General features: G+C 56.8%; 17 protein-coding genes, 1 tRNA gene and 1 pseudogene. 8 read left to right on the top strand and 11 right to left on the bottom strand.

The window, feature by feature from the left end:
- The first annotated feature begins 20 nt into the window (after positions 1-20).
- From EL098_RS23695 to EL098_RS17900, 3 genes and pseudogenes are all read left to right on the top strand, one after another.
- Positions 21-5441 (top strand): YadA-like family protein, encoded by a 5421-nt coding sequence (locus EL098_RS23695; protein ID WP_164716906.1) that lies wholly within the window; start codon positions 21-23, stop codon positions 5439-5441.
- Positions 5442-5524: 83 nt separating this feature from the next.
- On the top strand, positions 5525-6418 hold the full coding sequence (locus EL098_RS17895) for a hypothetical protein (protein WP_126357436.1): 894 nt from the start codon (positions 5525-5527) through the stop codon (positions 6416-6418).
- A 50-nt stretch (positions 6419-6468) separates the two neighbouring features.
- Positions 6469-6928, top strand: a pseudogene (locus EL098_RS17900) (site-specific integrase); the annotation flags it as partial.
- Positions 6929-6942: 14 nt separating this feature from the next.
- Here the strand turns inward: EL098_RS17900 and EL098_RS17905 are convergent.
- The 3 genes from EL098_RS17905 to proB all read right to left on the bottom strand — a co-directional run bounded on the left by EL098_RS17905 (position 6943) and on the right by proB (position 9499).
- A tRNA-Thr gene (locus EL098_RS17905) sits at positions 6943-7018 on the bottom strand.
- 112 nt (positions 7019-7130) lie between these two features.
- Entirely contained in the window at positions 7131-8384 is a 1254-nt protein-coding gene (gene proA / locus EL098_RS17910; RefSeq protein ID WP_126357437.1) for a glutamate-5-semialdehyde dehydrogenase, read from the bottom strand.
- Between the two features lie 11 nt (positions 8385-8395).
- Positions 8396-9499 carry a glutamate 5-kinase gene (proB, locus tag EL098_RS17915; RefSeq protein WP_126357438.1) on the bottom strand — a complete coding sequence of 368 codons (1104 nt, stop codon included), beginning with the start codon at positions 9497-9499 and terminating at the stop codon, positions 8396-8398.
- Between the two features lie 298 nt (positions 9500-9797).
- Between proB and ompC the strand changes: the two genes are divergently transcribed.
- Positions 9798-10907, top strand: coding sequence for a porin OmpC (ompC, locus tag EL098_RS17920; protein ID WP_126357439.1), 1110 nt, complete (start codon positions 9798-9800; stop codon positions 10905-10907).
- A gap of 55 nt (positions 10908-10962) precedes the next feature.
- Here the strand turns inward: ompC and crl are convergent, their stop codons facing one another.
- From crl to gpt, 3 genes are all read right to left on the bottom strand, one after another.
- A complete protein-coding gene (crl, locus tag EL098_RS17925; protein WP_126357440.1) occupies positions 10963-11364 on the bottom strand; it encodes a sigma factor-binding protein Crl in 402 nt (133 codons plus the stop codon).
- A 57-nt stretch (positions 11365-11421) separates the two neighbouring features.
- Complete coding sequence (frsA, locus tag EL098_RS17930) at positions 11422-12669, bottom strand: esterase FrsA (RefSeq protein WP_126357441.1); 1248 nt, start codon at positions 12667-12669, stop codon at positions 11422-11424.
- Positions 12670-12787: 118 nt separating this feature from the next.
- Positions 12788-13246, bottom strand: a complete 459-nt coding sequence (gene gpt / locus EL098_RS17935; RefSeq protein WP_008457349.1) for a xanthine phosphoribosyltransferase — start codon at positions 13244-13246, stop codon at positions 12788-12790.
- A gap of 255 nt (positions 13247-13501) precedes the next feature.
- Here gpt and pepD point away from each other — a divergent pair, with 255 nt between their 5' ends.
- Positions 13502-14959: a beta-Ala-His dipeptidase gene (pepD, locus tag EL098_RS17940; RefSeq protein WP_126357442.1), complete on the top strand. Its 1458-nt coding sequence runs from the start codon at positions 13502-13504 to the stop codon at positions 14957-14959.
- Between the two features lie 272 nt (positions 14960-15231).
- On the opposite strand, the gene dinB is transcribed toward pepD, so the two are convergent.
- Positions 15232-16287 (bottom strand): DNA polymerase IV, encoded by a 1056-nt coding sequence (gene dinB / locus EL098_RS17945; protein ID WP_126357443.1) that lies wholly within the window; start codon positions 16285-16287, stop codon positions 15232-15234.
- Between the two features lie 292 nt (positions 16288-16579).
- Here dinB and dpaA point away from each other — a divergent pair, with 292 nt between their 5' ends.
- Complete coding sequence (dpaA, locus tag EL098_RS17950; protein ID WP_126357444.1) at positions 16580-17320, top strand: peptidoglycan meso-diaminopimelic acid protein amidase; 741 nt, start codon at positions 16580-16582, stop codon at positions 17318-17320.
- Here the strand turns inward: dpaA and EL098_RS17955 are convergent.
- Both EL098_RS17955 and lpcA read right to left on the bottom strand, forming a co-directional pair.
- Positions 17291-18058 carry a class II glutamine amidotransferase gene (locus EL098_RS17955; protein ID WP_126357445.1) on the bottom strand — a complete coding sequence of 256 codons (768 nt, stop codon included), beginning with the start codon at positions 18056-18058 and terminating at the stop codon, positions 17291-17293. The genes dpaA and EL098_RS17955 overlap by 30 nt on opposite strands.
- A gap of 56 nt (positions 18059-18114) precedes the next feature.
- A complete protein-coding gene (gene lpcA / locus EL098_RS17960) occupies positions 18115-18696 on the bottom strand; it encodes a D-sedoheptulose 7-phosphate isomerase (protein WP_126357446.1) in 582 nt (193 codons plus the stop codon).
- Positions 18697-18925: 229 nt separating this feature from the next.
- On the opposite strand from lpcA, the gene fadE reads away from it, so the two are divergent.
- Both fadE and EL098_RS17970 read left to right on the top strand, forming a co-directional pair.
- The gene (gene fadE, locus EL098_RS17965) at positions 18926-21370 is read left to right on the top strand and encodes an acyl-CoA dehydrogenase FadE (RefSeq protein ID WP_126357447.1); all 2445 of its coding nucleotides are present in this window, start codon (positions 18926-18928) and stop codon (positions 21368-21370) included.
- A 128-nt stretch (positions 21371-21498) separates the two neighbouring features.
- A complete protein-coding gene (locus EL098_RS17970) occupies positions 21499-22266 on the top strand; it encodes an amidohydrolase (protein WP_126358503.1) in 768 nt (255 codons plus the stop codon).
- 32 nt (positions 22267-22298) lie between these two features.
- Here the strand turns inward: EL098_RS17970 and hpxK are convergent, their stop codons facing one another.
- Entirely contained in the window at positions 22299-23558 is a 1260-nt protein-coding gene (gene hpxK / locus EL098_RS17975) for an allantoate amidohydrolase (protein ID WP_126357448.1), read from the bottom strand.
- The gene (locus EL098_RS17980) at positions 23558-24799 is read right to left on the bottom strand and encodes a pyridoxal-phosphate-dependent aminotransferase family protein (protein WP_126357449.1); all 1242 of its coding nucleotides are present in this window, start codon (positions 24797-24799) and stop codon (positions 23558-23560) included. The genes hpxK and EL098_RS17980 overlap by 1 nt, the downstream gene beginning before the upstream one ends.
- Between the last annotated feature and the right edge of the window lie 147 nt (positions 24800-24946).

A 24946-nucleotide genomic window follows, 5' to 3' on the forward strand; every position in this document is an offset into this window, starting at 1 on the left:
TTTCGAGCATAGCAATAGGTATGGCAGCCGTAGCCGGCACAAGTAATTCCATTGCTCTGGGTAGCGGAGCCGTCACCGCCGGGGCTAACGCCGTGACCGGCGGGACTATCAACGGCACGGCCTTCACCTATGCCGGGGGCGCCCCGGTGGGCGTGCTGAGCATCGGGGCTGCAGGCAGTGAACGCCAGATAACCAATGTTGCCGCGGGGCGGATCACGGCTACCAGCACCGATGGGGTTAACGGCAGCCAGCTGTTTGCCACCAACACGGCGGTCAATGGTATCGGCACCACCCTGACCAACATTAATAACGGGGCGGGTATCAAATTTTTCCATACCAATTCTCTGCTGGCCGACAGCTCCGCCACCGGAACCAACAGCGTGGCTGTTGGCCCCGCAGCCAGCGCCACGGCCGCCAACGCGCTGGCGTTCGGTAACGGAGCGACTGCAGGTACGGCAAACTCTGTTGCCCTGGGTAACGGAGCGACTGCAGGTACGGCAAACTCTGTTGCCCTGGGTAACGGGGCCGTCACCGCCGGGGCTAACGCCGTGACCGGCGGGACTATCAACGGTACGGCCTTCACCTATGCCGGGGGCGCCCCGGTAGGGGTGCTGAGCCTGGGGGCTGCAGGCAGTGAACGCCAGATAACCAACGTTGCCGCGGGCCAGATAACGGCTACCAGCACCGATGCGGTCAACGGCAGCCAGCTGTTTGCCACCAACACGGCGGTCAATAGCCTCGGATCCTCCCTGACCAGCATCAATAACGGAGCAGGTATCAAGTACTTCCATACCAATTCTCTGCTGGCCGACAGCTCCGCCACCGGAACCGACAGCGTGGCTGTTGGTCCCGCAGCCAGCGCCACCGCCGCCAACGCGCTGGCGTTCGGTAACGGAGCGACTGCAGGTACGGCAAACTCCGTTGCCCTGGGTAACGGGGCCGTCACCGCCGGGGCTAACGCCGTGACCGGCGGGACTATCAACGGCACGGCCTTCACCTATGCCGGGGGTGCCCCGGTGGGCGTGCTGAGCCTGGGGGCTGCTGGCAGCGAACGCCAGATAACCAACCTTGCTGCTGGCCAGATCACGGCTACCAGTACCGATGGGGTCAACGGCAGCCAGCTGTTTGCAACAAACACGACGGTCAATAGCCTCGGCTCCTCCTTGACCAGCATCAATAACGGGGCGGGTATCAAGTATTTCCATACCAACTCGCTGCTGGCCGACAGCTCCGCCACCGGAACCAACAGCGTGGCTGTTGGTCCGGCAGCCAGCGCCACGGCCGCCAACGCGCTGGCGTTCGGTAACGGGGCGACTGCAGGTACGGCAAACTCCGTTGCCCTGGGTAACGGGGCCGTCACCGCCGGGGCTAATGCCGTGACCGGCGGGACTATCAACGGTACGGCCTTCACCTATGCCGGGGGTGCCCCGGTGGGCGTGCTGAGCGTCGGGGCTGCTGGCAGCGAACGCCAGATAACCAATGTTGCTGCAGGTCGGATAAGCGGCACCAGCACCGATGCGGTTAACGGCAGCCAGCTGTTTGCGACCAACACATCCGTTAACAGCCTGGGAACATCGCTCAACAACATCGTCAACAACGGCACGGGCATAAAGTACTTCCATGCCAACTCGCTGCTGGCCGACAGCTTCGCCACCGGAACCGACAGCGTGGCTGTTGGTCCGGCAGCCAGCGCCACCGCCGCCAACGCGCTGGCGTTCGGTAACGGAGCGACTGCAGGTACGGCAAACTCCGTTGCCCTGGGCAGCGGGTCCGTCACCGCCGGGGCTAACGCCGTGACCGGCGACACGATCAACGGCACAGCCTTTACCTATGCCGGGGGGGCCCCGGTGGGCGTGCTGAGCCTCGGGGCTGCAGGCAGTGAACGCCAGATAACCAACCTTGCCGCGGGCCGGATCAGCAATACCAGCACCGATGCGGTTAACGGCAGCCAGCTGTTTGCGACCAACACATCCGTTAACAGCCTGGGGACATCGCTCAACAACATCGTCAACAACGGCACGGGCATCAAGTACTTCCATGCCAACTCGCTGCTGGCCGACAGCTTCGCTACCGGAACCGACAGCGTGGCTGTTGGCCCCTCAGCCAGCGCCACCGCCGCCAACGCGCTGGCGTTAGGTAACGGAGCGACTGCAGGTACGGCAAACTCCGTTGCCCTGGGCAGCGGGGCCGTCACCGCCGGGGCTAATGCCGTGACCGGCGGGACTATTAACGGCACGGCCTTTACCTATGCCGGGGGCGCCCCGGTGGGCGTGCTGAGCCTCGGGGCTGCAGGCAGTGAACGCCAGATAACCAATGTTGCCGCGGGGCAGATCACGGCTACCAGTACCGATGCGGTTAACGGCAGCCAGCTGTTTGCCACCAACACGGCGGTCAATAGCCTCGGCTCCTCCCTGACCAGCATCAATAACGGGGCGGGCATCAAGTACTTCCATGCCAACTCGCTGCTGGCCGACAGCTTCGCCACCGGAACCGACAGCGTGGCTGTTGGCCCCGCAGCCAGCGCCACGGCCGCTAACGCGCTGGCGTTCGGTAACGGGGCGACTGCAGGTACGGCAAACTCCGTTGCCCTGGGCAGCGGGGCCGTTACCGCGGCGGCTAATGCCGTGACTGGCGACACGATCAACGGTACGGCCTTCACCTATGCCGGGGGCGCCCCGGTGGGCGTGCTGAGCCTGGGGGCAGCTGGCAGCGAACGCCAGATAACCAACCTTGCCGCGGGTAGGATCAGCAATACCAGCACCGATGCGGTCAACGGCAGCCAGCTGTTTGCCACCAATACATCCGTTAACAGCCTTGGGACATCGCTCAACAACATCGTCAACAACGGCTCGGGCATCAAGTACTTCCATGCCAACTCGCTGCTGGCCGACAGCTCCGCCACCGGAACCGACAGCGTGGCTGTTGGCCCCTCAGCCAGCGCCACCGCCGCCAACGCGCTGGCGTTCGGTAACGGGGCAACTGCAGGTACGGCAAACTCCGTTGCCCTGGGTAACGGGGCCGTCACCGCCGCGGCTAATGCCGTGACCGGCGACACGATCAACGGCACGGCCTTCACCTATGCCGGGGGCGCCCCGGTGGGCGTGCTGAGCCTGGGGGCTGCTGACAGCGAACGCCAGATAACCAATGTTGCTGCAGGTCGGATAAGCAGCACCAGCACCGATGCGGTTAACGGCAGCCAGCTGTTCGCCACCAACACATCCGTTAACAGCCTGGGAACGTCGCTCAACAACATCGTCAACAACGGCACAGGCATCAAGTACTTCCATGCCAACTCGCTGCTGGCCGACAGCTCCGCTACCGGAACCGACAGCGTAGCGATTGGTCCACAATCAGTATCCAGTGGTGCTCAATCGCTTGCCGCAGGTGCTGGTGCAACAGCCAGCACCAATGGTGGCGTAGCTTTGGGCAACCAAACCAGCGTACAGGTACTTGGCGGTGTGGCACTTGGTCAGGGGGCCATATCTGACCGAGCTATTGTCTCTTCTGTCGGTTCGATTCCAGTGGGCAGCGGAGCGATTCGTTACGATACCTCCGACGCCACCTTGCTGGGTGCCGTGTCACTAGGTAAGGCTGGCGAGTATCGACAAATTACAAATCTGGCTGACGGAACCAGTGCCCAGGATGCCGTGACTTTGCGGCAGTTGACCGGGGCGATTGGCTCGATAAGTTCCACCGGTACAATGTACTTCCATGCTAATTCGACTAACCCACAAGACTCCCTTGCCGCGGGACAGGAATCCATTGCTGTAGGTCCGGGAACGGTAGTAAACGGAGACAATGGCATAGGGATTGGTAACCAATCTGTCGTTGGGCAATCTGCTGTAGGTGGCATCGCGATTGGCCGCAATTCGCAGGTCCAGCTGGCGTCCGGCATCGCTATCGGTAGCCAGGCAGAAGCTCAAGGTGAACAGTCTCTGGCATTAGGCGCCGGGGCAGTTGCCACTCAGGCGACCAGCATCGCCCTGGGTTCAAGTTCAATTACCACCGTTGGTGCTCAGACTGGCTATACTGCTTATGGTCTCAGTAGCCCACAGACATCGGTTGGTGAACTTGGGATTGGTACCGCGTTAGGCGACCGTAAGATCACCGGGGTGGCGGCAGGCTCTGCTGCTAATGATGCTGTAAACGTTGCACAGCTTACTGCCGTAGGGGATCAAGTTGCACTTAACACCTCGAATATCACTAGCCTCGGAGGACGAGTTACGACTATTGAGGGAAGCATCAACAACATTTCCAACGGCGGAGGCGTTAAATACTTCCATGCTAATTCCACCCAGGCTGATTCAGTGGCGAGTGGGGCGAACTCGGTAGCAATAGGCAGCAATGCCGTGGCATCGGGTGATGGCGCATTAGCTTCCGGTAACGGAGCCCAGGCATCGGGTGCTGGAACCGTTGCGGTCGGCAATGGCGCTACTGCCAGCGCTGATGGCAGCGTCGCTCTCGGTCAGGGATCCAGTGATAATGGACGTGGAGCAGAGAATTACACAGGGAAATACTCCAATGCCAGCAATGTCACAGCAGGTACCGTCTCGGTGGGTAATACTGCAACAGGTGAAACCCGTACTGTAAGTAACGTAGCTGACGGCGTGCAGGCCACTGATGCCGTCAACTTACGGCAGCTTGATGGTGCGGTTGCTGAGTCCAAACAGTATACGGATAATTCACTTAGCACGATTAATAACAGTATTAATAATGTTACTGGCAGCATTGCCGCTGTGGATAGCCGGGTTACTCAGGTTGAAGGCAATGTTAACAATCTACAAAACGGTACCGATGGCATGTTCCAGGTAAACAACACCAGTGCGTCACCTAAACCTTCTGCCACCGGTACAAATGCGGTGGCCGGAGGAGCTGGTTCGGTGGCTTCGGGTAATAACAGTGCTGCAATCGGCACTAATGCCAAAGCTTCAGGAGCGAATTCGGTTGCCATGGGTAACGGGGCGAGTGCAACGGCAAATAACAGCGTGGCAGTGGGCGCCAACTCTGTGGCAAACCGTGATAATAGCTTCTCCGTTGGGGCTGTAGGGAGCGAACGGCAAGTCACTAACGTCGCCACTGCAACTCAGGGGACCGATGCTGTTAACTTAGATCAGCTGAATAAGAGCGTGTCGAATATAACCAACAACGCTAATTCCTATACTGATAATCGTTTTTCTGAACTCAAACGCGACGTGGATAAACAGGACGACAGGCTGAGTGCGGGTATCGCCAGTGCGATGGCAATGGCTAGCCTGACACAACCTTATTCTCCTGGCGCCAGCATGGTGTCGCTCGGTGCAGCAAGCTATCGTGATCAGTCAGCGCTGTCGCTTGGTGTATCGACGATCTCCGACAATGGACACTGGGTCGGTAAACTCCAGGGCTCCACCAACACTCAGGGGAATGCGAGTATTGGTGTTGGCATCGGCTACCAATGGTAAGGAAATAGATCATTTAATACATGACGATCAGGCTGCTCCGTGCAGCCTGATTTTTTTCCAAATAAGTACAAGGTTAAAACGCTATGGCATTATTTAAGAATTTTGGATGGATCCTGCCAGTTCTACTGATTTCCGGTTGTGATAACAGTAATAATTTTGCGGCAGAGAAAACACCGCAAACCATAGCATTACCAGCACTTCCAGTCATTCAGAGTGCAGTAATGTCACTGGTTCCTATGCCCAATGGCCAGCGTAACGAATTGATGATGAGTCAAGTTTGCGCTTTAGCACGAGGAGAACTGACCCAGCAACAAGTCGCGCAAAATCTGTTACAGCAAGGTATAGATCTGAGTCGCGTTCCCCTGGAGGGCAATCCGCTATCAATATTAGTTGATCAGGATGGAGCCCGGCGCATGACGGCATGTGCTGCCTATGTAGCAACTTCAGTGATGGAGGTTCCCAAAACAAAAGAATTTATGGTGGAAGCAAAAACGCCAGCCGCTTCGGGGAAAAAGAGTCTGGAGGTCGATGTAAAAAAATTAAATTATTACCTGGGGGTACAATTGGCTGTCGCCAGATCAAATGCTGATATATTTGCTTTGATAGCGAACGAATTGAGTAAAAAAGATGGACTAACACTGGAGCAGTACAACCAGAGTGCCAGGAACATATTTGCAAATAACGCTGGCTTGTTCTTGCAAAGAGTTAATGAAATCTATGACCAGGGGCAGAACATCCAATATACGCTTCTTGATTATGCTGATAACCACTTTAAATTCACTACCAGCAATGGCTATCTTTTTGAGTTTGGCTATGATGGGTTGAACCTGAACTTCAACCGAATTCCATGGTACTCAGGGGATTATTTATTAGGTAAAAGCTATATGTTGAATGTTAATTACCTGGTGCAGCCTAAGCCAACTCAAGCGCCTGCAACTCCTCCTGGCTCCCCCGTCAACCCTGATAACGCAAAGTGAGATAGGTATGGCTCCAGAACAGTAATACCTTACTGCCTGGAGCTATGCGAATGCTTTCGGGCTTGCGCAGATCAAACATCATCGACCTCGAATGGTCGCAGATTGACATGCAAAGGAAGGTGGCATGGATTCACCCCGTGGATGCTAAGTCAGGAAGGGCGATTGGGGTCGCCCTTAACGGTTCGGCCTGATAGAACGGGAGCGAAGGAGGTGAGGAAAATGCGAAGCGATGCTGACACAGCCTGGCTGGCTGCACTAAGAAGAGCTAGCATTGAGAACTTCCGATTCCATGACCTCAGGCACACATGAGCAAGCTGGCTTGTTCAGTCCGGCGTCCCATTAAGCGCGTTGCAGAAAATGGGGTTGGAAATCATAGAAATAGTTCAGCGATATGCCCATCTGGCACCTAACCACCCTACTCAGCACGACATGCAAATTGACGAATTTCTGGCAAGAATTGGCATAAATATGGCACAAGGTGGTTTTTGTGATTGGGTGAATATCGCGTGAACCCGCGTGGTTGCTGGTGCCGATAATAGGAGTCGAACCTACGACCTTCGCATTACGAATGCGCTGCTCTACCAACTGAGCTATATCGGCTTTCAGGACACGCCACGAGCGTGGCTAGCGGTGTAAAAGGGTAAGAAAGATCGGGTGATGCGTCAACCGCTTATCAAACTGACTGCCGGTTTTTGCATCACCCTGGTTTCAATTACGCACGAATCGTGTCGTCGCCGAAGCCGATCCACTTGTAGGTGGTTAAGGCTTCAAGCCCCATCGGGCCGCGGGCGTGCAGCTTCTGGGTACTGACCGCCACTTCCGCGCCAAGGCCGAACTGGCCGCCGTCGGTGAAGCGGGTTGAGGCGTTGACGTACACGGCAGAGGAATCCACCTCGTTAATAAAGCGGTTCGCGTTGCGCAGCGTGCGGGTCAGAATGGCGTCCGAATGCTGGGTGCCGTGCTCGCGAATATGGGCGATGGCGTCGTCCAGGTCAGCAACCACTTTCACATTCAGGTGCAGCGACAGCCATTCGTCGTTGTAATCCGCCTCTTTCACCGCTTCCACCGCCGCCGGGCCAGTTTGTAAAACAGGCAGAGATTTCTCGTCAGCATGCAGCGTCACGCCGGACTCGGCCATCTGCTTGCTCAGCGCAGGCAGGAAGCTGTCGGCAATGGCCTGGTGCACCAGCAGCGTTTCTACAGTATTGCAGGTGCTCGGGCGCTGTGTTTTAGCGTTAACGATGATTTTCAGCGCCGGTTCAAACTCGGCGGTGTCGTCCACCACGATGTGGCAAACGCCGATGCCGCCGGTGATCACCGGAATTGTCGACTGCTCGCGGCAAAGTTTATGCAGGCCCGCGCCGCCGCGAGGGATCAGCATATCGATGTAGCGATCGAGGCGCAGCATCTCGGTCACCAACGCACGCTCAGGGTTTTCAATCGCCTGAACCGCCGCCTTCGGCAGGCCGCACTCTTCCAGCGCCTGCTGGATCACCGCCACCGTGGCGTTGTTGGTACGCCACGTTTCTTTCCCACCGCGGAGAATTGCGGCGTTGCCAGTTTTCAGGCACAGGGAGGCGACATCTACGGTGACGTTTGGGCGCGCTTCATAGATCACGCCCACCACGCCGAGCGGCACGCGGCGTCGCTCGATGCGCAGCCCGCTATCCAGCAGTCCGCCGTCAATCACCTGCCCTACCGGGTCGGCGAGGCTACACACCTGGCGCACATCGTCGGCGATACCCTTCAGGCGAGCCGGGGTGAGCTGCAGGCGGTCGAGCATTGCTTCGCTGAGGCCGTTGTCACGCGCCTCGTCTACGTCCTGCTGGTTCGCGCTCAGGATCTGCTCTGAACGCGCTTCAAGGTAGTCGGCAATTTTTTCCAGCACGCGGTTCTTTTCGCGGCCGGAGAGCAGTGCCAGCTGGTAAGAGGCCTCTTTTGCCGCTTTGCCCATTTGTTCAAGCATTTGTCTGCTCCTTAATTAACAATCATGTCGTCGCGATGCACGGCCACCGGGCCGTATTCATAGCCGAGGATTTCGTCGATTTGCTGGGAGTGATGCCCGGCAATACGGCGCAGCGCGTCGCTGTTATAGCGGCAAACGCCGTGGGCGATATCACGCCCTTCCAGACTCCGAATGCGGATCACTTCCCCACGGGAGAAGTTGCCGCTCACGCTTTTGATGCCTTTTGGCAGCAATGAGCTGCCGCGCTCCAGAATAGCGGACAATGCGCCATCATCCACGGTGATTTCGCCGGCAGGCGGCGCGCCAAAGATCCAGCGTTTGCGGTTCTCCAGCGGCGACTGCTGCGCATGGAAACGCGTGCCGACAGACTGGCCGCTCATCACGTCGCCGATAACGCCGGGCTTACTGCCTGCTGCAATGATCACGTCGATACCTGCACGGCAGGCAACGTCAGCGGCCTGAAGCTTGGTACCCATACCGCCGGTGCCGAGGCCGGAGACGCTGTCTCCCGCAATAGCGCGCAGCGCATCGTCAATGCCGTGAACTTCTTTAATCAATTCCGCTTCCGGGTTATTGCGCGGATCAGCGGTGTACAGGCCCTGCTGATCGGTCAACAACAGCAGCTTGTCGGCACCGGCCAGAATGGCGGCCAGCGCAGAGAGGTTGTCGTTATCGCCAACTTTGATTTCAGCCGTCGCCACGGCGTCGTTTTCATTAATGACCGGCACAATGTTGTTATCTAACAGCGCTCTTAGCGTGTCGCGGGCATTAAGAAAGCGTTCGCGGTCTTCCATATCGGCGCGGGTCAGCAGCATCTGGCCGACGTGAATGCCGTAGATAGAGAACAGCTGCTCCCAGAGCTGAATCAGGCGACTTTGCCCTACCGCCGCCAGCAGCTGCTTAGAAGCGATGGTGGCGGGGAGTTCGGGGTAGCCGAGGTGTTCACGTCCGGCGGCAATCGCCCCGGAGGTCACAATTACAATACGATGCCCCGCCGCGTGCAGCTGGGCACACTGGCGAACCAGTTCAACAATATGGGCGCGGTTCAGGCGGCGGGAGCCACCGGTTAATACGCTGGTGCCTAGTTTTACCACCAGCGTCTGGCTGTCACTCATGATTCTCTGCCGTTTCAACAAAAGGGGGGAAATTAAAAAGCCAGATGACGTTGTAACAGGACTCAGGCGGCTTGCCAACAGGCGTTGTGGGAAAAGGGCTAATCAGCAAAAAACGATCGATGAACATAGCGGATATATTTTACATTTTTATGACATTTAAACTTTATTACGTTTATTTAATCTTTCTCCTAAATTGTCATAAATCTTTAATCTGAGAGCGATAAAACCCTTCCTGTTTTTAGCGGGAGCCCGACTCCTGGAACAATTTTGCAAGCTTTCATCATTCTTGGGATAACAAATGAAAAAGAGCACACTGGCATTAGTGGTAATGGGCATCGTGGCGGCTTCCGCGTCTCAGGCCGCGGAAATCTACAATAAAGACGGCAACAAAGTTGACCTCTACGGCCGCGTAAAAGCTGAACATTACTTCAGCGACAACACCAGCGCCGACGGCGACCAGACCTACGCTCGTCTGGGCTTTAAAGGTGAAACTCAGATTAACAGCCAGCTGACCGGGTTCGGCCAGTGGGAATATCAGATTGCCGGTAACCGGGCCGAAAACGACTCTACCGGCACCAAAACGCGTCTGGCGTTTGCAGGCCTGAAAGCCGGCGACTTCGGTTCATTCGATTACGGTCGTAACTACGGCGTGCTGTACAATATCGCCTCTTACACCGATATGATGCCTGAGTTCGGCGATGACTCCTTCGTCAGAACCGATACCTATATGACCGGTCGCGGCACCGGGCTTGCCACCTACCGTAACAACAATTTCTTCGGTCTGGTTAGCGGCCTGAAACTGGCTCTGCAATACCAGGGTAAAAACGGTTCCGACAGTGCAAACACCAGAAGCGACATCACCCGTCAGAACGGCGACGGCTTCGGTTCAAGCCTGTCCTACGACATCGCTGACACTGGCCTGACCGTGGGGGCGGCATACGCTAACTCCAACCGTACCAACAGCCAGAAAGCGTCTGTGTACGGTAAAGGCGACAAGGCTGAAGCCTGGACCACCGGTATCAAGTACGACAAAAACAACGTTTACCTGGCGACCATGTACGCTGAAACCCGCAACATGAATCCAATCAGCGTTCCGGGTTCCCTGGCCGGCACCGCTGCAAGCGTCCCTGGTTTTGCTAACAAAAACCAGGCATTTGAAGCCATCGCACAGTACCAGTTCGATTTCGGTCTGCGTCCGTCCATCGGCTACGTGCAGTCGAAAGCTAAAAATATTGAAGGGATTGGCGATGCGGATCTGGTGAAATACATCGACGTGGCAGCGACCTACTACTTCAACAAAAACATGTCCACCTTCGTTGATTACAAAATCAACCAGCTGAGCGATAACAACAAGCTGAAGCTTAACAACGACGACGTAGTTGCGGTAGGCCTGGTTTACCAGTTCTGATTCGCGAAACTGCAGACAAAAAAATCCCCGTCAGGCTGACGGGGATTTTTTATTTTCAGGCGGAGAGTTTTAACTTCTTTTCAGCAAAATTCTCGGCAGGCACCAGCCCGAGTTCCAGGCTGGCGAGTAAATCTTTCAGGCGTCCGTGGAAACCGCGCAGCGTCTGCTCCAGTTTTTCATCCACTTCTTTGTCTTTTGCCGGGGTGGCCGTCCATTTGCCGTCTTTATCGAACAGGCCGAACTGCCAGGTGTAGGTAAAGTGTTTTTCCTGGGCTTCCAGCACCATCCACCATCCCCAAAATTCACGTTTCTCCGGCGCGGGCTTTACGTTAACGCACACCGCCAGGCAATCGAAGAAGAAACGGTTATCTTCACACTGCTCTTCCCGGATGTAGGGGCCAAGCGCGGCGAACTTTCTGATCAGTCTACTTTTCGGGTGACCACTCGGTAACGTCATTACGATCTCCTGTTGTGAAGCAACTGTTTTAGCAAACCGCCACAATTTAGCAAATATTTAACGTAATCTTTGTTTCACCCAGCCGGTAATTTCTCTAAGCGCCTTGTCAAAGTTTTGATACACCGGGTTAAACGGGATCGTCATTAATTTGCCGTCCGCAGATGACGAAGTGATTAAACGCGATTCTTCTTCCGGGCTGAACGGATCGTTTTCCCAAAAACCAGACAGCATTGGCGTTGGGCAGCGGCGGCCCAGCAGGCCCTGGGTTTTCAAAGAGTAGCGGTTCAGCTCCACGCTCAGCGCGCTGTCCGAGATGCTGGTCATGCCGAGGCGACTGGCCAGCACGTCGATATACATTTCCGGCACGTTCGCCTGGCGCTGCGGGTCGCTTAGCAGGGCGTGAACCACTGGCCCAAGGCAGGCCACGGCCTTCAGGCGCGGTGCCTCCAGGTAAGCCAGCCGCACGGCGACGTTGGCGCCAAAGCGGAAGCCAAATGCCGCCACGCGTGTATGGTCAATCCACGGAATATTGGGCAGCGCTTTGAGCACGTGCTGATGCAGCAGGCTTGAGTCCTGGGTCAGCTTCCACTTAGAAGAGAAGCCGACGGACGGCATGTCAATGGTCAGCATCGCGATGCCCTGTGGAGCAAAATACTTCTCAAACAGGCTGTAATAGTCGCTTTGTAGGGCATCCAGCCCGCCGCAGACCAGCACGGTAGGGAATGGCCCTTCGCCCTGCCTCGGCATATGCAGGAAACCGCTGATGGTGCCGCCGCCGGTCATCGGGAATTCAAGCTCGCGCAGGCCACCAGACAGCCGCGGAGCCGCTTCTTCATAAGCCCGGTTAGCCAGCACCTGAGCCTGCTCGGCCAGCACATCCCCCTTCAGGTGCGGGTAGGCCGCAATGCTGTAAAGGTTCGCGGCCTGCAGCCAGCACTTGCCGATTTTCTCTTCGTCCGTTTCCTGACTCGCCCGCTGCTGCCAGAGCATCGCCTGCTTCGACCATTCATAGATCCAGTTGCCGCCGCGGTAGCCCATCACGGTATCAAATAGCTCATCGTTGGTGCGCTCGGCTTCCGTGCAGGCAATCCTTGCCTGAACTTCGAGGATTTCACGCGGATCAACGCCGCGCCAAATCCACATCAGGCGGTTGATCATGCGGTACCAGTGAGGAACGTTTTTACCGTCCAGCGCGGACTGAATAGCCGGCGTTGCGGTACGCCGTGCACGACGCACAAGCGTAGAGGTTTCAGGATGTTTGAATCTGGGCTTAAAAAGAGTTTCGCTTAGATTGGCCTGCGACATCGTTTCACTGCCTCCATGAATACGAGAAACGTCGCTATTGTAGCCTGATACTGTCCAAATAACACAAACGCCCGACAGTGTCGGGCGCCAAATAAATAACAAATCTCAACCCGTAGGATTAACGGCCAGCCAACGGCGGCACAAACACCACGCCCATGTCCCAAGGCTGCTCAATCCAGGTGTCCTGCGGGATATCAATCACATAATCGTCCACCAGCGGCTGGCCTGCCGGTTTAGCGAAGATGGTGACGAAGTGGGCTTTCGGATACATTTCGCGAATCGCCACCGCAGTACCGCCGGTATCAACCAGATCGTCAATCACGATAAAGCCTTCACCGTCGCCTTCCGCACGCTTCAGCACGGTCAGCTCACGCTGGTTGTCATGGTCGTAGCTGGAGATGCAAACGGTATCAACATGGCGAATACCCAGTTCACGAGCCAGCAGCGCGCCAGGCACCAGGCCACCACGGCTTACGGCAATAATGCCTTTCCACTGTTCGGCTGGCAGCAGGCGCTGGGCCAGTTTGCGGGCGTGAATCTGCAACATGTCCCAGGTGACGACGTATTTTTCGCTCATGTGAAGTATCCCGGCCTGTAAATTACGGCTTAAAAAGTATTCGAAGGGGTTTTGGTTGCGCGAGATTATAGAGATCTGACGCACTAAAAACCAGTGTTGCGGGCCACTGGCAGCGGATTTTGCTTGCATTCAGCCTTCACGCAACAAAAGAAAGTGGTATTCTCAGGACATCGCGCAAGCCGTGCTTGCGGTGTAAATGAACCCGGCCAAAAACGTGACCGGTAAGCTAAAAAAATGACTCCAGGGAGACTCAACGTGTCTGAACTGTCTCAACTATCGCCGCAGCCGCTGTGGGATATTTTTGCCAAAATCTGTTCTATTCCGCACCCGTCCTACCACGAAGAAGCGCTGGCGGAACACATCCTGTCCTGGGCAAAAGAAAAAAGCCTGCACGTAGAGCGCGACCAGGTGGGGAATATCCTGATTCGCAAGCCCGCCACACCGGGGATGGAAAACCGCAAACCCGTGGCGCTTCAGGCTCACCTCGATATGGTGCCGCAGAAGAACAACGACACCGTTCACGACTTCACTAAAGACCCAATCCAGCCGTACATCGACGGCGAGTGGGTAAAAGCTCGCGGCACGACCCTGGGCGCGGACAACGGTATCGGCATGGCTTCCGCGCTGGCGGTTCTGGCTGACGACAGCGTGGCGCATGGCCCGCTGGAAGTGCTGCTGACCATGACCGAAGAAGCCGGCATGGACGGTGCATTTGGTCTGCAGGCTGGCTGGATGCAGGCGGATATCCTGATTAACACCGACTCCGAAACGGAAGGTGAAATCTACATGGGCTGCGCGGGCGGCATCGACTTCATCACCACTCTGCCACTGCAGCGTGAAGCCGTTCCTGCCGGTTTCGACACTTTCAAGCTGACGATTAAAGGGCTGAAAGGCGGCCACTCCGGCGCAGATATCCACCTGGGCCTGGGGAACGCCAACAAGCTGCTGGCTCGCTTCCTGCTGGCTCACGCTGCGGAGCTGGACGCACGCCTGCTTGATTTGAACGGCGGCACCCTGCGTAACGCTATCCCGCGTGAAGCTTTTGCAACGCTTGCCGTACCGGCAGCAAAAGCGGCGGAGCTTAAGTCTGCGGCTAACGACTACCTTGCCGTCCTGAAAAACGAGCTGTCTGCGGTAGAGAAAAACATCACCGTGCTGGTTGAAGCTACAAGCTCCGACAAACAGGCGCTGACCGCAAAAACTCGAGATACCTTCCTGCACCTGCTGAACGCCACGCCAAACGGCGTGATCCGCAATTCCGACGCGGTGAAAGGCGTGGTGGAGACCTCCCTGAACGCGGGCGTCGTGACGATGAGCGACGACAGCGCAGAAATCATCTGCCTGATTCGCTCCCTGATCGACTCCGGTAAAGACTACGTGGTTAGCGTACTGGAATCTCTGGGCGAGCTGGCCGGAGCCAAAACCGTGGCCAAAGGCAGCTACCCTGGCTGGCAGCCGGACGCTAACTCTCCGGTGATGGGCCTGGTGCGTGAGACTTACCAGAAGCTGTTCAACGCCACGCCGAACATCATGGTGATCCACGCCGGTCTGGAATGTGGTCTGTTCAAAAAGCCGTATCCGGAGATGGACATGGTTTCCATCGGGCCAACCATTACCGGTCCGCACTCCCCGGACGAGCAGGTTCACATTGAGAGCGTTGGCCAGTACTGGATACTGCTGACCGAGCTGCTTAAGGCCATTCCGGCTAAGTAATTTTTACCCTCACCCTAACCCTCTCCCTTCAAGGGAGAGGGGACTTTCTTTTTCTGCCTTACTGTCGCTCTTCCCCTTCAGGGAGAGGGGACTTTCTTTTTCTGCCTTACTGTCGCTTTTCCCCTTAAAGGGAGAGGGGACTTTATTTTTCTGCATTACCGTCACTCCTCCCCTTCAAGGGAGACGGGATTTTCTTTTTCTGCCTTACCTCAGTGACAACCCTGTTTTTCCCCTTCTCCCTTCCAGGGAGAAGGCCGGGATGAGGGTCTGGTTTACAGCCCCAGCAACAGCTGCCTCTCAAGTTGCGGGTCGAGCAGGGTCACATGCAGCCCTACCAGCCTTACGCCTCGTCCTCCCCTTCGCTCTTCCCAGGTTTTACGCGCTGTCGCGATCAGATCCTCTTTATTCAGCTTCGGCCAGACGTGCTCCTGGGTCGTCAGTTGGAAGTCATTAAATTTTAGCTTGATGCCCTGGCGGGCAATGCGCAGGTCGGCGCGCTCGAGCGCCAGCCGCCGCTCAAGCTCCGGGTAGAGGCGCTCAATAATCTCTTCACATTCGTGCCACTGGTGAATATCTTCCGCCAGCGTACGCTCTACACCGACCGACTTTCTCTGGCGTTCGTTACTGATCTCTCGCTCATCAATCCCCTGGCTACGCTCCCAAAGCACCCGGCCAAATTTACCAAAGCGCTTGAGCAGCATCGCCAGGTCGGCATTTTGCACGTCGGCACAGGTTCGCAGGCCGAGCGTTTCCAGCTTTGCCACCGTCACCTTACCAACGCCGGGGATCTTGCCAAGCGGCAGCGTCGCCAGGAAGCCAGGCACCTGCTCAGGCGTGATCACAAACTGGCCGTTGGGTTTATTAAGGTCGGAGGCGATTTTGGCGAGAAACTTAATCGGCGCGATGCCCGCCGAGGCGGTCAGATTCAGCTCGTCGGCGATGGCCTGGCGAATCTCGCGGGCGATTAGCGTCGCAGAGCCCTGGCAGCGATCGCAGTCGGTCACGTCCAGATAAGCTTCATCCAGCGACAGGGGCTCAATGAGCGGGGTATAGCGGGCGAAGATTTCACGAATATGGCTGGAGGCTTCTTTATAGGCGTCGAACCTGCCCGGCAGCAGAGTGAGGTGCGGGCAGAGTTTTAGCGCCATCGCGGTCGACATCGCGCTGCGTACGCCAAATTTTCTGGCCGGGTAGTTCGCAGTGCTGATTACGCCGCGCCGCTGAGCGCTGCCGCCAATGGCTAAGGGAATATCGCGCAGGGCCGGATTATCACGCATCTCAACGGCGGCAAAAAAGCAGTCCATATCGACATGTATGATTTTGCGCATGCTCACTTAACCAGAAAAATAACACTGGATAAGTATACAGCCTATTTTCGCCAGGGGGAAATCGCCGCGGAGCGGCAAGAGCAAAAAAGCAAGCGGTGTCACGATCGGCAAAAAGTGACCTGGCGCTAAAACACCAATTGATTCCAATAAAATATGTAAACGCCCCCGTCTGGCGCTTGCGAAAATTAACCACGATGCTAATGTGAGCGCAATCCTGTACAGATTTTTCTGATTTCGGGTCCCTTTAGCCGTCCTGGCTGTTAGTTGCAGGTTTATCAAGGAATCAAGCAGTATGCGTAAGATCGCACTCATTATTGCGATGCTCTCTTTGCCGTTTTTCTCTTTCGCCAGCCTGCTTAACAGCGGCGGCGTTGCCGCCCCTCTCGGCAAAGACAGCAGACAGCAGCTAATGGGCTCCCCGGTTTATATTCAAATCTTTAAAGAAGAGCGCACCCTGGAACTGTGGGTGAAGATGGGCGAGCAGTATCAGCTGCTCAATAGCTATCGCATCTGTAATTATTCCGGCGGTCTGGGGCCCAAACAGCGCCAGGGCGATTTTAAAAGCCCGGAAGGATTTTATAGCGTTGATCGCAGTCAGCTAAAACCCGACAGCCGCTTCTATAAAGCCATTAATATTGGCTTTCCCAACGATTTTGACCGCGCTCACGGCTATGAAGGGAAATACCTGATGATCCACGGTGCCTGCGTGTCGATTGGCTGCTACGCCATGACCGACTCCGGCATTGACGAGATTTTCCAGTTTGTGACCGGCGCTTTAGTGTTCGGCCAGCCACGCGTGCAGGTAAGTATCTTCCCGTTCCGCATGACCGATGCCAATATGGAACGCCACAAGTACTCCACCTATATCAATTTCTGGAAAGAGCTGAAGCCCGGCTATGATTATTTTGCCGCCAACCATCAGCCGCCGGGCGTCGCCGTTGTCAGCGGGAACTACGTCATCAGCAAACCTGCCGTGATGGCGCCGGTTCAGCCTCAGCTGGCCTCAAACTATAAGCTCACCGAGGCAAAATAATGCCGACTTGCCTGGCTCAATTTTGTGCCAGGTTTCGTTAGCCGTCAGCGGCTGGGTGGCAATGACCGTGACCACATCGTTCGGTGTGGTCTCTTCCTGAAAGTCGATTTCCACGTCCTGGTCCAGCAGTTTGGCAACGCCAAACGGCGCTCTACGCGTGATCCAGAATAAATTGGTCGAGCAAAACGCCATCACATAGCGCCCGTCCGACAGCAGCATGTTAAACACGCCTTTTTCTCTCAGCTCTGCCGCCAGCTCAGTGATGTAGCGGAACACGGCCTGCATATTGCCCGGCGTGCGCGGGTAGCGCTGCGTAAGCTTGTGCAGCAGCCAGCAAAACGCCTGCTCGCTGTCGGTTTCGCCAATCGGACGAAACGCCCCTGTCTCAAGCGCACGATAGCCTTTAAGCTGCCCGTTATGGGCATAGGTCCAGTTACGGCCCCAGAGCTCACGGGTAAAGGGGTGGGTGTTTTCCAGCGCCACTTTGCCACGGTTGGCCTGGCGAATATGCGCCACAACGGAGCAGGATTTAATGGGATAGTCCTGGACGAGACGGGCGATGGGCGAGTTATAGCTCGGCTGTGGATCTTTAAAAGTGCGACAGCCCTTCCCTTCATAGAAGGTAATGCCCCAGCCGTCTTTATGGGGGCCTGTTCCGCCCCCGCGCTGCACCAGTCCGGTAAAACTAAAGCAGATATCCGTTGGTACGTTTGCACTCATCCCGAGCAGTTCGCACATCTCTTCTCTCCCACAACGAATGCCCCTGCTCCATAGGGAGCAGGGAACATTACGGGCTAAGCTTTAACCATTTCTTTTTCGATTAACTGAATCAGGATGTGGATCACTTTGATGTGAATTTCCTGAATACGATCCGCATAGCCGAAGTGCGGAACGCGAATTTCAATGTCCGCCGTACCGGCCATTTTACCGCCGTCTTTCCCGGTCAGGGTAATCACTTTCATGCCTTTGGCGCGGGCGGCTTCAACCGCCTTGATGATGTTCCCGGAGTTACCGGAGGTGGAGATGCCGAGCAGCACATCGCCTTCGCGGCCCACCGCCTCAACGTAGCGAGAAAAGACATGGTCATAGCCAAAATCGTTGCTGACGCAGGAGATATGGCTGACGTCAGAAATCGCAATGGCCGGGTAGCCAGGACGGTTTTCACGATAGCGGCCGGTTAACTCTTCGGCAAAATGCATGGCATCGCAGTGTGAACCGCCGTTCCCGCAGGACAGTACTTTGCCGCCCGCTTTGAAACTGTCTGCCAGCAGCACCGCTGCGCGCTGAATGGCATGAATATTGGCATCGTCCTTAAGGAAGTTACTCAGCGTTTCCGCTGCTTCATTTAGCTCACTACGAATAAGATCCTGGTACATGAGGAGGTCCTTGAGGTTTTAGTGAATTTCTCATCCGGCAGTGTACCGGATAGCGCCGAAAGCGAGAAGCGTCACCCCGCGTGTTTAGCCGGGGTTTTCCCCCGATGTGCGGTAACAATGTGAGCAAGGTTGTAATTATTTTGTAAACACATTGCTAAAGAAAGCAACATCCACTACAACCAATACATCACAAGTGGTCAGACCTCCTACAAGCAAGGGAGCTTTCTTTATGTTGATTTTAAGCATTGTCCTTACCGTTGTTCTGCTGGGTGTGCTCTTCTATCACCAGGCAAATTTGCTGCTTAGCAGCGTGATTCTGCTGGCCTGGACCGCAGCGCTGGGCTTCGCCGGCATCTGGTCGTTCTGGGTGCTGGTTCCGCTGGCGGTGATTCTGGTCCCCCTGCTGGTCACCCCATTACGTAAATCTCTGATCTCCGCGCCGGTATTCCGTGGCTTCCGTAAAGTGATGCCGCCGATGTCCCGCACGGAAAAAGAGGCTATCGACGCCGGGACGACCTGGTGGGAAGGCGATCTGTTCCGCGGCAAACCTGACTGGCAAAAGCTGCACAACTATCCGCAGCCAAAGCTGACCGCAGAGGAACAGGCCTTTATTGACGGTCCGGTTGAAGAAGCCTGCCGCATGGCGAACGACTTCCAGATAACCCACGAGCTGGCCGACCTGCCGCCTGAACTGTGGGCCTACCTGAAAGAACATCGCTTCTTCGCGATGATCATCAAGAAAGAGTACGGCGGGCTTGAGTTCTCTGCCTATGCTCAGGCGCGTGTGCTGCAAAAACTCTCCGGCGTCTCCGGGATCCTGGCGATCACCGTCGGCGTGCCTAACTCCTTAGGGCCGGGCGAACTGCTGCAGCATTACGGCACCGAAGAGCAAAAAGATCACTACCTGCCACGCCTGGCGCGCGGTCAGGAGATCCCTTGCTTCGCGCTGACCAGCCCGGAAGCTGGCTCTGATGCTGGCGCTATCCCTGACAGCGGCGTGGTTTGCATGGGTGACTGGCAGGGCGAACAGGTGCTCGGTATGCGCCTGACCTGGAACAAACGCTATATCACGCTGGCGCCTGTCGCCACCGTACTGGGCCTGGCGTTCAAACTGTCTGATCCGAACCGCCTGCTCGGCGGTGAAGTAGACCTCGGTATTACCTGCGCGCTGATCCCAACCCATACCCCGGGCGTGGAAATTGGCAAACGTCACTTCCCGCTGAACGTACCGTTCCAGAACGGCCCAACCCGTGGGAAAGACATTTTTGTGCCTATCGACTTTATTATCGGTGGCCCGAAAATGGCCGGTCAGGGCTGGCGCATGCTGGTTGAATGCCTCTCGGTAGGCCGCGGCATTACCCTGCCGTCCAACGCCACCGGCGGCCTGAAGTCTGTCGCTATGGCAACCGGCGCTTACGCTCATATCCGCCGCCAGTTCAAAATCTCTATCGGTAAAATGGAAGGGATTGAAGAGCCGCTGGCGCGCATCGCCGGTAACGCCTACGTGATGGATGCCGCCGCGTCATTAATTACCTACGGCATCGTGCTCGGTGAGAAACCGGCCGTACTGTCTGCGATTGTTAAGTACCACTGTACCCACCGCGGCCAGCGCGCCATTCTTGATGCGATGGATATCGTCGGCGGTAAAGGCATTATGCTCGGCGACGCTAACTTTGTGGCTCGTGCTTACCAGGGTGCGCCGATCGCTATCACCGTTGAAGGCGCCAATATTCTGACCCGCAGCATGATTATCTTCGGCCAGGGGGCAATCCGCTGCCATCCATACGTGCTGGAAGAGATGGCCGCCGCGCAAAATAATGACGTGAACGCCTTCGACAAGCTGCTGTTTAAACATATCGGCCACGTGGGCAGCAACAAAATGCGCAGCCTGTGGCTTGGCCTGACCAACGGCTTAGGCAGCAGCACGCCAACCCGTGACGCGACTAAGCGCTACTACCAGTACATCAATCGCCTGAGCGCCAACCTGGCGCTGCTGTCGGACGTGTCGATGGCCGTGCTGGGCGGAAGCCTGAAACGCCGCGAACGCATCTCCGCTCGCCTGGGTGACGTTCTGAGCCAGCTCTATCTCGCCACCGCGGTGCTGAAACGCTACGAAGACGAAGGCCGTAACGAAGCGGATCTGCCGCTGGTTCACTGGGGCGTGCAGGATGCGCTGTATCAGGCAGAGCAGGCAATTGACGATCTGCTGCGCAACTTCCCTAACCGCTTCGTGGCCGGCATGCTGGGCCTGGTTATCTTCCCGCTTGGCCGCCGCTACAATGCGCCGTCTGATGTGCTGGACCACAAGCTGGCGAAAATCCTGCAGGTGCCGTCCGCAACCCGTTCGCGTATCGGTCGCGGCCAGTATCTGGCGCCGAGCGAGCATAACCCTGCAGGCCTGCTGGAAGCCGCGCTGCTGGATATCATGGCCGCCGAGCCTATTCACCAGCGCGTCAGCAAAGAGCTGAAACGCAATCTGCCGTTCACTCGTCTGGACGAGCTGGCTAAACAGCTGCTGGGCGAAGGCAAAATCACCGCTGATGAAGCCGCGATTTTGACCAAAGCCGAAGCAAGCCGTCTGCGCAGCATTAACGTAGATGAGTTTGAACCGGAGGCGCTGGCGACCCAGCCGGTGAAGGTGCCGGAAAAGCACAGAAAGGTTGAAGCAGCCTGACCATTAACCCCTCTCAGGAGGGGTTAATTTTTTATAACAAAGAGGGAAAAAGCGGTTTTTTTATTGCCAACAACAATGCGTTTTCTCGTGCTACAGTGAAAGAAATATTCTGCTATGAGGCTGCAATGGTGTCTGGTCTGAAAGTTTCCGTTCTGCAACAACCGCTCGTCTGGATGGACGGTGCCGCTAACCTGCGTCACTTCGATATACTGCTGGAAGAGGTACGCGGGCGCGATCTGATTATTCTGCCTGAAATGTTCACCACCGGCTTTGCGATGGAAGCCGCCGTGCAGTCGATGCCGGAGCAGGAAGTGATTGACTGGATGCAGTTTAAAGCCCAGCAAACGCAGGCGATGATCGCCGGCAGCGCCGCTCTGCAAACCGAGCGCGGGCCGGTAAACCGCTTCCTGCTGGTCCAGCCGGACGGTAAAGTCCACTTCTACGATAAGCGCCACCTGTTCCGCATGGCGGATGAGCATCATCATTACCAGGCGGGTGAAGAGCGAGTGATTGTTGAATGGCGAGGCTGGCGTATCTTACCGCTGGTTTGTTATGACCTGCGCTTCCCGGTGTGGTCACGCAATCGCAACGACTACGACCTGGCGCTGTACGTCGCCAACTGGCCAGCTCCGCGCTCTCTGCACTGGCAAAGCCTGTTGCAGGCGCGTGCTATTGAAAACCAGGCTTATGTCGCAGGCTGTAACCGCGTAGGCACCGACGGCAATGGCCACCATTACCGCGGTGACAGCAGAATAATCAGCCCGCAGGGCGAGATCCTTGCCAGCGCCGAGCCGCACCAGGCGGCAAGGCTCGATGCCGATCTTTCGCTGATTGCGCTGCGCGAATATCGGGAGAAATTCCCGGCCTGGCAGGATGCCGATCCTTTTAGCCTTTAATACGAATAAACCGGCCCGCTCAGGCCGGTTTTTTATTTATCAGCTAACTGAGTGACGGCGCGAGTAAAAGCCTGGACCGCAAGCGCGACATCGCCTTCCACCACGGATTCCGCCGGATGATGGCTGATCCCCTTCTCACAGCGCACAAACAGCATGGCGCTCGGCCAGCGCTCGGCAATAGCAATCGCGTCGTGCCCTGCTCCGCTTGGCAGCGACAGGCTGCGCCCCTGAACTTCGCTCACCGCCTGGGCTAATGTCTCCTGGAGCGCCGCATCACAGGGCGTTGCCGGGATGGCGTAATATTCTGCCGCACTAAACTGCACGCCGCGGCGGGAGGCGATAGCCTCTCCTTCGGCAAGAAGCTGGCTCAGCAAGGCCTTCAGGCTTTCATCACGCGGGCTACGAATATCCAGCGTTAGCTGAACGTCACCGGGGATAACGTTCACCGCACCGGGCGCACAGCTCAACGTTCCCACGGTTGCCACTTCATCGGGACCGTGGCGGCGCGTGGCCGATTCAATAAAAGTCATCCACTCGGCGGCGGCGGCCAGCGCATCTTTACGCAGCGGCATAGGGACAGTCCCCGCGTGGCCAGCGTGGCCGGTAAAACTGCAGTTCAGGCGACGAGCGCCGTTAATCGCCGTCACCACGCCAAGCGCCAGCGACTCCTCTTCCAGAACCGGCCCCTGCTCGATATGCAGCTCCAGATAGGCGCTAAAATCACTCGCCGGGCGTTCCGCGCTGGCGATGCGTTCGGGATCCAGCCCGGCAAGGATCATAGCCTGCGCCACGCTCACGCCGCCGGCGTCTTCACAGCTCAACCAGCCTTCTGGCCAGCTGCCGGTTAGCCCCCGGCTGCCCAGCAGCGTTATGCCGAAGCGGGTTCCCTCTTCATCCCCAAAACCGACAACTTCGATGGCCTGTTCAAGCTGGAGCTCGTGTTGATGCAGCCAGGCGACAACTTCCAGCGCACAAAGTACGCCAAGCATACCGTCGTAGCGCCCTGCGTTGCGAACCGTATCAAGATGGGATCCCAGCAGAATGGCCTTTGCCCCCTCCCTTTTGCCCTCGTAACGTCCGCAAATATTGCCGACCGCATCCTGCCAGGTCGTCATGCCAATTTGTTCCATCCAGCCAGCCACCAGCTGGTTGGCCTGCAAATGCTGACCGGAAAGGTAAACGCGAGTCAGCTGCCCTGCGCTTTCGCTGATAGCAGCAAGCCGATCGGCCCTGTCCATGACGCGCCGGGCCGCAGCCAGGGCGCCATTTTTGTCAATAAGCGGCGCAGCCATTAGCGGGTACCCTGCGCGTAGACGTTCCACGCCGCCTGCATCGCTTCACCCTGAACGGTTTTAAACCCGAGGTGATTAAGCACCGCTTCCAGCGCGGTAAGGGTTTGCAGCACGCAGTCTTTGCGGGCGTTATACCCCATGGTGCCAATGCGCCAGATTTTACCCTGCAGCGGACCGAAGGAAGTGCCGATCTCGATGTGGAAGTCTTCCAGCAGGATCTTGCGAACCTCTTCGCCGTGAACCTGAGACGGGATCGTTACGCCAAGAACGTTGTTCATCTTATGCTCAAGATTGCCGAAGGTTTCCAGCCCCATTCCCTGGATCCCCGCCACCATCGCTCTGCCATGCAGTTCATGGCGGGCAATACCGGCGTCGAGACCTTCTTCCAGGATAATGCGTGCGCACTCGCGGGCGGCAAACAGCATACTGGTGGCTTCGGTGTGGTGATTCAGACGCTCCGGCCCCCAGTAATCCATGATCATGCCAAGATCGAAATAGTTGGAGTAGATCATCTCTTCGTCACCGTCCTGATGGGCCGCGGTGCGAATGCCCTCCTCCACGCATTTACGGCGACGAATCGCCTCTTCCATCTGCGGGCTAAGCGTCACGGGGGAGCTGCCTGACGGGCCACCGAGGCACTTTTGCAGCCCGGCAGAAACGGCATCAAGCCCCCAGGCGTCGGTGAGCAGTTCGTTTCCGCCAAACGACGCCGTAGCGTCGGTGTAGAACAGGACGCCGTGACGGCGACAGATCTCGCCCAGCTCGGCCAGCGGCTGCAGCATGGTGGTGGAGGTGTCGCCCTGCACGGTCAGCAGTAAACGGGGTTTTACCGCCTTGATGGCGTCTTCAATTTGCTGCGGGCTGAATACCTCTCCCCATGGCACTTCTATGGTATGCACTTCGGCACGGCAGCGGCGGGCAATCTCACACAGCAGATGACCAAAGCGACCAAAGACCGGGACAAGAACTTTATCCCCAGGGCGGATTGCCGACAGCAAAATGGCCTCGATTCCGGCGCGGGAAGTGCCGTCCACCAGCATCGTCCATTTGTTCTCCGTGCGGAACAGCTCGCGATACAGCACCATCACCTCATTCATATAACCGGTCATTACCGGGTCATACTGGCCGATGAGCTGGCTCGCCATGGCGCGTAGCACCCTCGGGTCGGCGTTGATCGGGCCTGGGCCCATCAGCAGACGGTGCGGCGGGTTGATCTGGGGGAAGTGCTGAATATCAAACATGGCGATTCCTTGAGTCTGAGATTGAAACAAAAGATTCTTAAAATATTCTTTTGCAACTAATGTGCCAGCCGCAGGCAAATTTTTTTCGGCTGGCTACGGGAAAGCCAGCGGGAAAAACGGGGTCAGGTAAAAACGATGAACCATTCT

This window comes from Cedecea lapagei (assembly GCF_900635955.1).
Taxonomy (GTDB): domain Bacteria; phylum Pseudomonadota; class Gammaproteobacteria; order Enterobacterales; family Enterobacteriaceae; genus Cedecea; species Cedecea lapagei.

Excerpts from the sequence above, each read along its gene's own strand:
- dinB (WP_126357443.1), bottom strand. The coding sequence starts at position 16,287 with ATGCGCAAAATCATACATGTCGATATGGACTGCTTTTTTGCCGCCGTT.
- EL098_RS23695 (WP_164716906.1), top strand. The coding sequence starts at position 21 with ATGGCAGCCGTAGCCGGCACAAGTAATTCCATTGCTCTGGGTAGCGGA.
- proB (WP_126357438.1), bottom strand. The coding sequence starts at position 9,499 with ATGAGTGACAGCCAGACGCTGGTGGTAAAACTAGGCACCAGCGTATTA.
- ompC (WP_126357439.1), top strand. The coding sequence starts at position 9,798 with ATGAAAAAGAGCACACTGGCATTAGTGGTAATGGGCATCGTGGCGGCT.
- frsA (WP_126357441.1), bottom strand. The coding sequence starts at position 12,669 with ATGTCGCAGGCCAATCTAAGCGAAACTCTTTTTAAGCCCAGATTCAAA.
- crl (WP_126357440.1), bottom strand. The coding sequence starts at position 11,364 with ATGACGTTACCGAGTGGTCACCCGAAAAGTAGACTGATCAGAAAGTTC.
- dpaA (WP_126357444.1), top strand. The coding sequence starts at position 16,580 with ATGCGTAAGATCGCACTCATTATTGCGATGCTCTCTTTGCCGTTTTTC.
- gpt (WP_008457349.1), bottom strand. The coding sequence starts at position 13,246 with ATGAGCGAAAAATACGTCGTCACCTGGGACATGTTGCAGATTCACGCC.
- EL098_RS17980 (WP_126357449.1), bottom strand. The coding sequence starts at position 24,799 with ATGTTTGATATTCAGCACTTCCCCCAGATCAACCCGCCGCACCGTCTG.
- EL098_RS17895 (WP_126357436.1), top strand. The coding sequence starts at position 5,525 with ATGGCATTATTTAAGAATTTTGGATGGATCCTGCCAGTTCTACTGATT.
- fadE (WP_126357447.1), top strand. The coding sequence starts at position 18,926 with ATGTTGATTTTAAGCATTGTCCTTACCGTTGTTCTGCTGGGTGTGCTC.
- proA (WP_126357437.1), bottom strand. The coding sequence starts at position 8,384 with ATGCTTGAACAAATGGGCAAAGCGGCAAAAGAGGCCTCTTACCAGCTG.
- lpcA (WP_126357446.1), bottom strand. The coding sequence starts at position 18,696 with ATGTACCAGGATCTTATTCGTAGTGAGCTAAATGAAGCAGCGGAAACG.
- EL098_RS17955 (WP_126357445.1), bottom strand. The coding sequence starts at position 18,058 with ATGTGCGAACTGCTCGGGATGAGTGCAAACGTACCAACGGATATCTGC.
- hpxK (WP_126357448.1), bottom strand. The coding sequence starts at position 23,558 with ATGGCTGCGCCGCTTATTGACAAAAATGGCGCCCTGGCTGCGGCCCGG.